The organism is Rickettsiales bacterium, from assembly GCA_035765535.1.
Classification (GTDB): Bacteria; Pseudomonadota; Alphaproteobacteria; order Rickettsiales; family JABCZZ01; genus JABCZZ01.
The window spans coordinates 795,657-806,586 of the sequence record DASTXE010000006.1 but is presented as its reverse complement, the minus strand read 5'-3'; the positions used below and the strand labels follow the sequence as shown (position 1 = coordinate 806,586).

12 protein-coding genes are annotated in these 10,930 nt (G+C 52.0%); 4 read left to right on the top strand and 8 right to left on the bottom strand.

The features are described 5' to 3' along the window. Positions 1 to 139: 139 nt before the first annotated feature. Positions 140 to 1,993 carry a HAMP domain-containing methyl-accepting chemotaxis protein gene (locus VFT64_12615; GenBank protein HEU5048669.1) on the bottom strand — a complete coding sequence of 618 codons (1,854 nt, stop codon included), beginning with the start codon at positions 1,991 to 1,993 and terminating at the stop codon, positions 140 to 142. Between the two features lie 445 nt (positions 1,994 to 2,438). On the opposite strand from VFT64_12615, the gene VFT64_12610 reads away from it, so the two are divergent. Beyond that, the gene (locus tag VFT64_12610) at positions 2,439 to 3,503 is read left to right on the top strand and encodes an FKBP-type peptidyl-prolyl cis-trans isomerase (protein ID HEU5048668.1); all 1,065 of its coding nucleotides are present in this window, start codon (positions 2,439 to 2,441) and stop codon (positions 3,501 to 3,503) included. A 12-nt stretch (positions 3,504 to 3,515) separates the two neighbouring features. Continuing rightward, entirely contained in the window at positions 3,516 to 4,733 is a 1,218-nt protein-coding gene (locus VFT64_12605; GenBank protein ID HEU5048667.1) for a pyridoxal phosphate-dependent aminotransferase, read from the top strand. A 51-nt stretch (positions 4,734 to 4,784) separates the two neighbouring features. On the opposite strand, the gene VFT64_12600 is transcribed toward VFT64_12605, so the two are convergent. From VFT64_12600 to VFT64_12590, 3 genes are all read right to left on the bottom strand, one after another. Beyond that, positions 4,785 to 5,240: an SRPBCC domain-containing protein gene (locus tag VFT64_12600; protein ID HEU5048666.1), complete on the bottom strand. Its 456-nt coding sequence runs from the start codon at positions 5,238 to 5,240 to the stop codon at positions 4,785 to 4,787. Positions 5,241 to 5,329: 89 nt separating this feature from the next. Beyond that, positions 5,330 to 5,668: a metalloregulator ArsR/SmtB family transcription factor gene (locus VFT64_12595; GenBank protein HEU5048665.1), complete on the bottom strand. Its 339-nt coding sequence runs from the start codon at positions 5,666 to 5,668 to the stop codon at positions 5,330 to 5,332. Beyond that, positions 5,655 to 6,104 (bottom strand): SRPBCC family protein, encoded by a 450-nt coding sequence (locus VFT64_12590; protein ID HEU5048664.1) that lies wholly within the window; start codon positions 6,102 to 6,104, stop codon positions 5,655 to 5,657. The genes VFT64_12595 and VFT64_12590 overlap by 14 nt, the downstream gene beginning before the upstream one ends. A gap of 186 nt (positions 6,105 to 6,290) precedes the next feature. Here VFT64_12590 and VFT64_12585 point away from each other — a divergent pair, with 186 nt between their 5' ends. Both VFT64_12585 and VFT64_12580 read left to right on the top strand, forming a co-directional pair. Beyond that, positions 6,291 to 6,605 carry a helix-turn-helix domain-containing protein gene (locus tag VFT64_12585; GenBank protein ID HEU5048663.1) on the top strand — a complete coding sequence of 105 codons (315 nt, stop codon included), beginning with the start codon at positions 6,291 to 6,293 and terminating at the stop codon, positions 6,603 to 6,605. A gap of 9 nt (positions 6,606 to 6,614) precedes the next feature. Further along, a complete protein-coding gene (locus VFT64_12580; GenBank protein HEU5048662.1) occupies positions 6,615 to 7,649 on the top strand; it encodes an aldo/keto reductase in 1,035 nt (344 codons plus the stop codon). Positions 7,650 to 7,769: 120 nt separating this feature from the next. On the opposite strand, the gene VFT64_12575 is transcribed toward VFT64_12580, so the two are convergent. From VFT64_12575 to VFT64_12560, 4 genes are all read right to left on the bottom strand, one after another. Next, entirely contained in the window at positions 7,770 to 7,946 is a 177-nt protein-coding gene (locus VFT64_12575; protein ID HEU5048661.1) for a zinc-finger domain-containing protein, read from the bottom strand. Positions 7,947 to 7,949: 3 nt separating this feature from the next. Continuing rightward, positions 7,950 to 9,185: an aspartate kinase gene (locus VFT64_12570; GenBank protein ID HEU5048660.1), complete on the bottom strand. Its 1,236-nt coding sequence runs from the start codon at positions 9,183 to 9,185 to the stop codon at positions 7,950 to 7,952. An 86-nt stretch (positions 9,186 to 9,271) separates the two neighbouring features. Beyond that, on the bottom strand, positions 9,272 to 9,982 hold the full coding sequence (locus VFT64_12565; GenBank protein HEU5048659.1) for a hypothetical protein: 711 nt from the start codon (positions 9,980 to 9,982) through the stop codon (positions 9,272 to 9,274). Between the two features lie 105 nt (positions 9,983 to 10,087). Further along, positions 10,088 to 10,729: a histidine phosphotransferase family protein gene (locus tag VFT64_12560; protein HEU5048658.1), complete on the bottom strand. Its 642-nt coding sequence runs from the start codon at positions 10,727 to 10,729 to the stop codon at positions 10,088 to 10,090. Between the last annotated feature and the right edge of the window lie 201 nt (positions 10,730 to 10,930).

Genomic DNA, 10,930 nt, shown 5'->3' with positions numbered 1-10,930 from the left:
CGGAAAATGTCGTGCCGCTCCACCAGGTCTGTGCAGGTTTTGAAGCCTCGTCCGCAAAAGACGTTGCCGCCGTCAGTGCCGTTGTCATAGCCAAAGATAATCTTATCCAGTTCTTGTTCATTTCTTCCTCCTGTGGATGTTATGTGTTGCGAATTGCCGCGATGTAATTAGTCACGTCTTTCTGAAGTTCCTGTGCTTCGGTATCTACAATTTTGGTTGCTTCAGTGATTCCATGGGTGGTTTGCTCCGCCAGATGGATTGCCTGTGCAATGGCCTTGATATTATTGCCGACATCACCCACGCCACTGGCAGTGTTCTGGACGTTGCGCGCTATTTCCTGCGTCACGGCATCCTGTTCGGTAATAGCGGATGAGATGGCGGAAAAGAATTCACTGAGCTGTAATATCGTGGTGGCGATATGTTCTACCGCACCCGAAACTTTTTGCACGGAAGCCTGCAGCGAGCCAATATGGGCGCTTATTTCTTCCGTTGCCTTTGCTGTCTGATTGGCAAGTGATTTTACCTCGGAGGCGACAACGGCAAATCCCTTGCCGGAATCCCCGGCTCTTGCCGCTTCTATGGTGGCATTCAGCGCCAGCAGGTTGGTCTGCGCGGCGATGTTCGTGATTAACTCCACCACTTCGCCGATTTTAGCGGAATCCCGCGAGAGTTCTGCAATCACCTCGAAAGTATGTTTTGCTTCTCCGGATGCTTCCTGGACACTTGCATTCGATCCTTCCAGCCTGCTGGAGATTTCACGAATGGAAGCAGAAAGCTCTTCCGCTGCGGAGGCTATGCTTTGGGAATTCGCAGCAGCCTCTTCTGCCGTTGCAGCTACGCGAGTCGTTTGTTGCGTCGATTCAGAGGCCTTTTTTGCCAGTGTCTGTGCGGATTTATTCAATTCAGCAATAGAAGCGGTGAGCTGTGTGATGACTTTCTCTACAGAGCCGCTGAAATTATCATTTAACTCGCGTATGCGTGTATTGCGCTGCTGCTCACTCTCCATGCGCTTCTGCTCTGCCTGCCTTGCCTTGTTGCGTTCTGTTGCGGCTTCGTAGAACGCACTCAATGCTTTGGTCAGTTTTCCTATTTCGTCTTGGCGTTGTGTGTTGGGCACAGCAATCTTCAGATTGCCGGAGGTGATTTCGCCCATCAGTCCCGTGATTCGCGTCAGGGGGCGTGTAATGGCCCGGACGATCGTCAGCAACTGCACCCAGGCAAGCAGAGAAACTGCCAGCGCAATCCCCAGATGCGTCAGCACCACTTTATGATAACCTGCAATACGGTTATTCATAAGATGTTCCATTTCAGCATTGCATTTGAGAACAAATGCCTGCACCTTCTGCTGTAAATCAGCGGCGGCTGTGTTCATGGCCGCCTGATTATTGTCCTTGGATGCGGTTGCCAGCGCATCAGCCGCCGCAGCGACGGCTGCGCCGCTGGCTTCCAATGCTGGTTTTGCTGAATCGTCTGTATTGCCCTTGATGGCTTTTGCCAGATCGGTGGCGACATTGCCTGCACTGGCGGCGAGCCCGTCGCGTGCTTCGGCAAAGGTAATCTTATTGGCATCGTTGGGGGTTTTTGTAAGCTGCTGTGATGCGTTCAGAAGATTGCTTGTCTGTATCAGCACACCGGGTGCCTGATTCACAAGGATATCGCCTACAAAATAACCATCCGTATCCGGATCGAGCGTGATATTGGAGTTGTCTGAAATACTGGAAATCAGATCCGTCGTCTTGCTTATCAGGTCTGTCTGAGATGTTGCATCCGCCTGTTTAAGGGCTGTGACGAGCGCTGCACTTTTTGCGGTTACCGATAAGCTTCCTTTATCCGCTTTCTCGGCTGCCTCTAATGCGTTTGCAGCTTTTTCATATGCAGCTTTGTCCATCGTGACAGTGACGGCGTCCAGCGTTTCATGCGCGGCACTCAGATAATGCACCCCTGCAATTTCGGCTTGGGTAAATTCTATTAAGCCTTCTTTTTCATCAATCAAAAAGTATCCCAGTAGGAGGGTGGGGATCGTACACAGCAATACTCCGGTAAACATTTTATAGGAAATTGATAAATCTTGGATTTTTTTTGTCACAAGCGTCATATGATTTTCCTCTTACGCGATTGTCTTCCAACGAATTGCACGGCTTTAGTTGTACTACAAAAATTATAAAAACGATTGTATTTATAGTCTCTTACGACGGCTGTATATTGTTTATAAGTCAATGGTGTGTAAATGCAACGAATCAATACAACTTCTGATATAGTTGTTTCAAAATGCGTCAATTTTGCCATATACATTTGTGCTATGTAGATTTGAGCCAGTGACGCTTCTTCCACGCCGATGGTTTATGATGCGGGCTATCATTTGCTAAAAGTTTGTTTACGCGCAAGTCCGGTTGCCGTTATATTCCGGTATAGGTCTTATATCCAATAACGGAGCGAATATGCCTAAGTTTACCCCCAATTCCCTACAGAGCGTCGGACGTTGGGTCGTCCTGGTAATACTGGCGTATGGATTGTTCCATACGACTTATATTTTACCTAAAAAACCGGTGCCGCAGGAGCCCCAGCCCTCATCCGTGCCGCAGGCCAATAAGCCGGATGCGGATTGTGCGAAGAAGTCCGTATTTCCTTTGATGTCGGTGCCGTTACTGCCAGGATTGATTCCTGTGATCAAGAGTGAAGATGCAGCGACAGGAACGGGGGAAGCAGCGGTTTGCGGCCAGAAGGCGCTGGTAACGTATAGTTACGGCCCGCCGAAAAAAGACCCGACTGCGTCCGGCACCAAAGAGATTGTGATTGGCGGCGGCAGTGAGCCGCATGGTGTTGAACTTGGCCTGATCGGTATGAAGCCGGGCGGAAAGCGCACGGTTACCATGCCGTACCCCATGACGATGGCTATCAGTCCGATTGAAGCCGTTATGACAAAACAGCATGAGGTGAAGATACCGTCGCTGATTGCGCAGCTTGAGCTCAAAAAAGTGGAACCGGCGGTGCCTGTGTCCGCCCAGCCGTTGCGTTTTATCAATACCGATATTATCGGCAATGGCGGGGAAGCGATGTGCGGTGACCGTGTGATTGCTGAGATTACGCTCTGGAAAATGGATGGCTCGAAATTCTTCTCCACTGAAGACAAACCGCTGACATTTGTGATCGGCCAATCCCAGCTGCCTTATGGCATTGAGCAGGGGATTGGGGGCATGATGGAAGGTGGCGTGCGACTGGTTGTGGTGCCGCCGGCTTACGCAAAACCGCTGATTGATTCCGGGGAGAAGTCCCGTCTTCTGCCGTCCTTACCGGAAAATGAAATGATTTTGGCGGAAATACGGCTGTTGCATATCGATGTCATAAAGGCTAAAGAGGATGCTGCCGATGACCAGCCTGCCGGTGAAACCGGGCAGACGGATGCTTCCAAACCTGCGGAAACAGCTGTTCCTGCCGATGTAAAAAGCGGTGACACGCGGGCAGGCGCACCGGACAAAACGAGCATTGAACATCAAGCAAAGTAAAAAAGGATATTTATGTCTTTCCTGACCACACGTCTTGCCCGTGTTAAACCCTCGCCGACGATTGCCGTGACCACCAAAGCTGCCGAACTCAAGGCTGCCGGTAAGGACGTGATCGGCCTGGGCGCAGGCGAGCCGGATTTCGATACGCCGGAACATATCAAACAGGCGGCCGTAGAAGCGATCAAGCGCGGTGAAACGAAATATACGGCTGTAGGCGGCACTCCTGCATTGAAGAAGGCCATCATCGACAAGTTCAAGCGCGAAAACGGGCTTGAATATGCTGCGAACCAGATTGTGGTTGGCGGCGGTGCGAAGCAGGTGATATTCAACGCGCTCATGGCGACGATCAATGACGGTGATGAAGTCATCATCCCCGCGCCGTTCTGGGTTTCCTATCCGGATATGGTGCTGTTTGCAGGCGGTACGCCGGTTGTTGTAGCATGCCCGGGTAGCCAGGGGTTCAAGCTGAACCCGGCGGATCTTGCCAAGGCGATTACGCCGAAAACCAAGTGGCTCATCCTGAACTCGCCCTCCAACCCGACCGGTGCGGTCTATACGGAAAGCGAACTGCGTGCGATTGCGGACGTTCTGCTGGCGCATGAGCATGTGTATGTGATCGCTGACGATATCTACGAACATATCGTGTATGACAATGTCGTGTTCAAGACGCTCGCGCAGATCGAGCCGAAACTTTATGCGCGCACGCTGACGGTGAACGGCGTTTCCAAGGCGTTTTCCATGACGGGCTGGCGCATCGGTTACGGCGCAGGCGACAAGAAGCTGATTTCCGCGATCACGGACATCCAGTCGCACAGCACGTCCAACCCGTGCTCGATCAGCCAGGCTGCTTCGGTTGCCGCGCTGAACCAGCCGCTGGATTTCATGAAGGAATGGGTGAAGTCGTTCCAGCAGCGTCGCGACAATGTAGTGAACGGGCTGAATGCAATTCCGGGCATGAGCTGCGCAAATCCGCAGGGCGCGTTCTATGTGTTCCCGAACTGCTCCGGCTTCTTCGGCCAGAAGACACCGGGTGGCAAAGTGATTACAGACAGCACCACGTTCTGCGAATATCTGCTGGAAGATGCGCTTGTGGCTGCGGTCGCAGGCAGCGCGTTCGGCCTGGAAGGGCATTTCCGCATTTCCTATGCGACTTCGGATGCAAATCTTGCAAAGGCGCTGGAGCGTATTAAAGAAGCTTGCGGTAAGCTTTCGAAGCAGGCGGCAGCGTAATGTGAATTATCCCCGGCATGGTATTCTTATCCATGCCGGGGGAATACCGAACTAAGCGGATTCTGCGAAAACGTCCGGCTGGTTTTTACCGGATGCAATCAGCTGGCGCAGATTATCGTTGATCAGCATGCTCCAGCCTTCTGAACAAGCGCCGTAGCATTCACAGTGCGGTGTCAGCCCCTGATGGGTAAAACGGATTTCTGTTTCTTTTCCTTTGACGGCGATATCGAAAATAATTGTGGTGCCCTTCCATTCGGTTTCGTTGTCGGTGAAACTAAGCGAGGCATCCACCACATCCCAGACAACTTTTTTGCCTGAAACGAGCTCAGTCACTTTTTGCGTCGAACGGTGCATGTCTTTATAACGGTATGTGAACTCATCTCCGACGGTTCCGGTTTTTCCCTGAATTTCTCCCGACCACCATGCGCGTACATTATTGATGGCGTTAAAGGCTTCCTGCGGTGTCTGGCTGACCAGAATGCTGGTTGTGAAATTTTCGGTATTCATCGTTTTTCCTTTCATAATTAGGGTTAAGTTTAGCCGCACGCGACTTATGCCGCGCGTTGATCCGGTGTCGAAATTTCCAAAGAAGATGTTTATTCTTCCACGAAGGCCTTGAGCCGTAGCAGTGCCATATCCCATTGCCTGGAGACATGCTCCAGATAAGCCTTCACATCGGCGATCGGTTCGGGCCTGAAGGTAAACAGGCTTTCCCGGCCAATATGGCTACTGGTCACCAATCCTGCACCCTCCAGAACGCGCAGGTGTTTGGTAACCGCCTGGCGTGTCAGGCCTGTGCCCTGAGAGAGGCTCGCGATAGGCTGTGCTTCTCCGCTGCTGAGTTTCTCCAGCAGGGAAAGGCGCGTCGGGTCGCCCAGCGCTGCGAAGATATGAACCGGCGCGGCAGTGAAAGAGGGTAGGTTATGACTCAACATATTGTTTAACGTTCTCCAATTGCTTGCCCCAGCCTTTGCTGTTCATGTGGAACGCTTCCGGCATACGATGTTTAGGCAATGCGTCGAATCCGGATTCGGTGACGGTCAATCTCGTTCCGTTTGCGATAGCTTCCAGCCTGAATTCTACCAGTGTCGTGGGCTCCTGCGAATAGTCGGTTTCGGGATTGATGGCAAACGGATGCCAGCGATAGGCAAATGTATGTTGCGGGTCTATCCGCTCTATTGTCGCTGCCCATTTTGCGGGTGGATTACAGCAGCTGACCATGCCAGTGGACATCTTCCCTGTCACAAAAGGGCCATCCAGCTCAGCACCGAACCATTTGCCGAATTCTTTATAATCCGTCAGTGCACGCCACACTTTTTCCACGGGCGCTTTCAATTCAATCTGTTTTGTAATCGTATTTGTATCTGTCATAATGCAACCTTCTAGTTGCTTATTATGTAGCTGACGTAAAGTTTAAATGCAACCAAAAAGTTGCTCATTCGATTGTTATCGACAGTATTTATATGAATATCAATTGGATATTGTTATAATAAATAAAGTTGCGGCGGTGAATTGGTTCTGTTATCTAATAGTTCAATAATATTGAAATAATGAATTATGCCACGACCTTTCTCTCATCCGGCACTTGACGATATTACGATCGACGGAATTCTTTACGCGCTTTCCGATCCTGATCGCCGGGATATTCTGTTCGCTGTTATGGGATGTCAGGGGGTGAATTGTTCCGCTACCTGCAAGACGCTACCGCCTTCGACGATATCGTTTCATCATAAGGTACTGCGTGAGGCAGGGCTTATTCGCTCAGAAAAGAGAGGCGTCGAGGTTATCAATACGTCCCGGAAGGCGGAGATCGAGAGCCGTTTCCCCGGGCTGCTGCATAGCATTTTTCAACATCACAAACCCAAGGTTTAAGGAGGAGTTATGGAATACCGGCAATTAGGACGTTCCGGGCTGAAAGTGCCAGCGCTGAGTTTCGGCACGGGGACCTTCGCAGGCAAGGGGCCGCTGTTCAGCAACTGGGGAACGACGGATGTAGCGGAAGCAAGAAAGCTGATCGATATATGCCTGGAAGCGGGAGTGAATCTGTTCGACACGGCGGATGTCTATTCGGACGGTGATTCCGAATCCGTGCTAGGGGAAGCCGTTAAAACGATACGTGACAAGGTCCTCATCTCCACGAAGACCTCACTGCCGATGGGAGACGGGCCGATGGATGCGGGCTCTTCGCGCTGGCGGCTTATCCGGGCAGTGGAGGCATCGCTCAAACGGCTGCAGACGGATTATATCGATATCCTCCACTTGCATGCTTACGATGCTGCCACGCCGCAAGAGGAAGTTTTATCGACACTGGATAATCTCATCCGACAGGGCAAGGTCCGTTATATCGGCGCCTCAAATTTTGCGGGTTGGGAATTGATGAAATCGTTGAGTGTTTCCGACAAATATGGTTATCCGCGCCATGTAGTGCACCAGGTTTATTACTCGCTGGTCGGCCGTGATTATGAGTGGGAGCTGATGCCACTGGGGCAGGATCAGGGAGTAGGGGCGATGGTGTGGAGTCCGCTCGGATGGGGCAGGCTTACGGGTAAAATACGCCGCGGCCAGCCTCTGCCGAAAAATAGCCGCCTGCATGAAACGGCTTCTTTCGGCCCGCCGGTTCCGGAAGAATATCTGTATAAGGTCGTGGATGTGTTGGATGCTATTGCGGTGGAAACAGGCAAGACGGTGCCGCAAGTGGCGCTGAACTGGCTGCTGCAGCGCCCAACCGTTTCTACGGTGATTATCGGGGCGCGTAATGAAGCGCAGCTGCGTGACAATCTGGGAGCGGTGGGATGGAATCTTTCCCAAGAACAGATTGAGCGGCTGGATAAAGCCAGTTACCAGATGCCTGCTTATCCGTATTACCCCTATCGCATTCAGCAAGGATTCGCGCGTATCAATCCGCCGCTTGTCTAAATGCTCGTCATGCCGTGGCTTGACCACGGCATCTTGCGCAATGGTATGACGGTATAAAATGATTTGGCAACTCCGTGCCCTGCCGTTTTTGCGGCAGGGCCTCTTTTTGAGTATGGAGTGCTATTCCGAAGCGTGGCTTTCGGTTTTCAGTACATAGGTGCGGCTGCAATAGGGGCAGGTGATCTGGTTGCTATTGCGGTCGATATGCAGGTATACGCGCGGATGGCCGGCGCCACCGTTCTTGCCGTCGCAGGCAACTTCCGCCGCGTGTACTTCTATGGTTTCGAATACGGTCATGGTTTATTTCCCATCGTTATCGAGATCGTAGGCTGTGTGCAGAGCGCGCAGCGCCAGTTCGGTATATTCTTCGGCGATCAGCACGGAAATCTTGATTTCCGAAGTGGAGATCACAAGGATGTTGATACCTTTGTCGGCGAGTGTGCGGAACATCTCCTGCGCGATACCGGCATAGCTGCGCATACCGACGCCGATGACGGAAATCTTCGCAACGTTCTTGTCCGACAGCAGCGACTTGTACTTGATCTTGCTCTTTGCCTTTTCCATTGCTTTGAGCGCGTTCTGCAAATCGCCGCGCGGCACGGTGAAGGTAACGTCCGTTTCCGCACCGATTTCGCTCACGTTCTGGACGATCATGTCCACGTTGATATTCGCATCGGCGAGCGGGCCGAAAATCTCGGCGCTCACACCCGGCACGTTGGCGACCGAAGTCAGCGTAATACGCGCCTCGTCGCGGCTGTAAGCGATGCCGGTGACTTTTTTCCTCTCCACAATTTCCTCCTCATCCACAAGTAACGTTCCTTCCGCGTCGCTGAAGCTCGAGAGCACCTGCACGCGGACATGATGATTCATGGCCATCTCGACCGAGCGTGTCTGCAATACTTTTGCGCCCTGCGATGCCATTTCCAGTATTTCTTCATAAGCCACTTTATGCAGCTTGCTTGCCTTGGTCACGATGCGCGGATCACAGGTGTAAACACCGTCCACGTCCGTATATATATCGCAGCGTTCCGCATGCAGCGCGGCGGCGAGCGCCACGGCGGAAGTGTCCGATCCGCCACGGCCCAAGGTCGAGATGCGGCCATGTTCGTCTATGCCCTGAAAGCCCGCAAGCACTGCCACATTGCCAGCGTTAATGGAAGCGAGCATCGCTTCGCTCTTGATTTCGCTGATGCGCGCTTTGCTGTGGGCGCTATCGCTGATCAGCGGAACCTGCCAGCCAAGCCAAGAGCGGGCAGGAATGCCCATCTCATTGAGCGTAAGCGCGAGCATGCCTGCGGTCACCTGCTCGCCGGAGGAAACGACCGTGTCGTATTCTTCCAGTGCGATGGGGGTGGAAAGCGGCGAGACCTGGCGCACCAGCCCGACGAGCTGGTCCGTGACGCCGGACATGGCGGATACGACCACGGCGACCTTGTTGCCGAGATCCACTTCTTTTTTGACTTTGCGCGCAACGTTGCGGATGCGTTCGAGATCCGCTACCGACGTGCCGCCGAACTTCTGTACGATAAGGGGCATAACCTGAAAGTGACCAATGGCAAATGAATAACGCCACGTTTTATAAGGGAAGTTAACCAGTTTGCCAACAGGAAATTACAGAATGCTTAATGGCGTGTAGGGGTTGCTGTGCCGGTCTGCAGATCAACAGAGGCAGTGCGGCGCTCATCTTCAGCTTTTGTGAATTGTTTGCTGCCGGTCTGAGGGAGTTCTGCTTTCTGAGAGGATTGCTCTGTTTGCGGTTGTGCGCCTGCTAAGAATAATGCGCTTTCAGATTGTTTTGCGGCCAGGGCTTTATTATATTCCTGCTGCATTTCCTGCTTGCCTTTGATAGCACCCAGAACGGTGCCGCCGATTGAGAGTCCCGTGCCTGCCCATTGCGCTGCTTTCTGAATAGAGCGATTTTGATGATTTGTTGCGTAGGAGATAGCATTAATTACACTGCTGCTCATAGTGCCTAGTGTGTAGCCCTGTGCAGCTCTCCAGTTGAAAAGGCTAGGTGATTTGACCTCATGCATTCCGGTGGCATTTTCCCGCTCATCAATCTTCTGGCCGCGCTTGTTGCCTGTGAAATATCCTATTGTTGTACCCGCCAGTGTGCCCATCATCTGGAATGATACCATCTTATTCAGTGTATTGCGGTCCAGGGAACCAATACCTTCCGAGAGCGCTTTGGCCATACCTGCAACAAAGATTGCCATTGAGCTGACGAAGCTGCCGATGAACGTGCCCCATGCAGCGCCCGTCCATGATTTGCGTTCAGCCTTGGATTTGCCCGGCTCTTTCTGCTCATTGGGTATGTAAATGCTATTTGCCATAGCTCATGTAATGTCGAGAATGTTGTCGATCAGCTGATTATAGCCTGATCGGTTCTAAAGATATGTGAACTTATTGTGACAAATGACTGCGCAATACGCAGCTTATTATAATTTACGGCTGCTGCTGATAGTAAACGTGTCTTCGGTGGCATGCCAGCCGAGCTGTGAATCGATCTCCTGCGCAAGCAGGCGTGTGAGGTTAGCCTGAACGTTTTTCGGATTCAATGCCTCAAGCGACAGATCTTGCGAAAGCGCCTGTTCGATCTCGCTGTCCCATTTGATGGATTTGCCTTCCGCTCTGACCTGTACGGTTTTTGAGTTGTCATCTGCCGCAAGTCTTACGCTGAGCGTACCGCCGCGCAGCAAAGTTGCCGAAGCAATAATGACAAGATTTAAAAGTATTCTGCCCATTTTATAGCTGACCGGGATGCCGGAGGATTCCAGATGCGCGTCGGGCCAGTCGAGCGTTATTTTGCTGCCGGTGAACAGGTCGGCAGTGGTTTTGCGCAAGGATTCCAGATTCACTTCCCCGTCATCATTGATGCGCCCGTAAGCCTTACGGTAGAACTGCAGTCGCGCCACAGCCTGTGCGGCGCTGCTGCCGATGAGCTCGATCGCCTGTTCCTGCATCTTGCCGGTTTCTTCGCTCAGGAATTCCGTTCCGTTAGCAATCGCGCCGATCGGGCCGGTCAGATCATGGCAAAGGCGGGTGCAGAGAAGTTCGGCAAGTTTGAGCTGCGGAATCATCGGGATTACTCCTGGCTGGTATTTCCGAAGGATGGTCAGGCGCTTAGGAGGGCGCCTGACCTAAGTACTTAAAACAACTTGTGAGTATGATATTACGCGGATAATATTTAACAAATTATTAATACGCAAAGAATTTTCTATAAAAAATATTGCAAGCGTTCGCTATATTTCTATAGTCGGCGCAAAATTACGCATAACATC

Coding starts and splice junctions, on each gene's coding strand:
- VFT64_12605 (HEU5048667.1), top strand. CDS start 3,516: ATGTCTTTCCTGACCACACGTCTTGCCCGTGTTAAACCCTCGCCGACG.
- VFT64_12610 (HEU5048668.1), top strand. CDS start 2,439: ATGCCTAAGTTTACCCCCAATTCCCTACAGAGCGTCGGACGTTGGGTC.
- VFT64_12580 (HEU5048662.1), top strand. CDS start 6,615: ATGGAATACCGGCAATTAGGACGTTCCGGGCTGAAAGTGCCAGCGCTG.
- VFT64_12585 (HEU5048663.1), top strand. CDS start 6,291: ATGCCACGACCTTTCTCTCATCCGGCACTTGACGATATTACGATCGAC.
- VFT64_12575 (HEU5048661.1), bottom strand. CDS start 7,946: ATGACCGTATTCGAAACCATAGAAGTACACGCGGCGGAAGTTGCCTGC.
- VFT64_12595 (HEU5048665.1), bottom strand. CDS start 5,668: ATGTTGAGTCATAACCTACCCTCTTTCACTGCCGCGCCGGTTCATATC.
- VFT64_12570 (HEU5048660.1), bottom strand. CDS start 9,185: ATGCCCCTTATCGTACAGAAGTTCGGCGGCACGTCGGTAGCGGATCTC.
- VFT64_12560 (HEU5048658.1), bottom strand. CDS start 10,729: ATGATTCCGCAGCTCAAACTTGCCGAACTTCTCTGCACCCGCCTTTGC.
- VFT64_12600 (HEU5048666.1), bottom strand. CDS start 5,240: ATGAATACCGAAAATTTCACAACCAGCATTCTGGTCAGCCAGACACCG.
- VFT64_12590 (HEU5048664.1), bottom strand. CDS start 6,104: ATGACAGATACAAATACGATTACAAAACAGATTGAATTGAAAGCGCCC.
- VFT64_12565 (HEU5048659.1), bottom strand. CDS start 9,982: ATGGCAAATAGCATTTACATACCCAATGAGCAGAAAGAGCCGGGCAAA.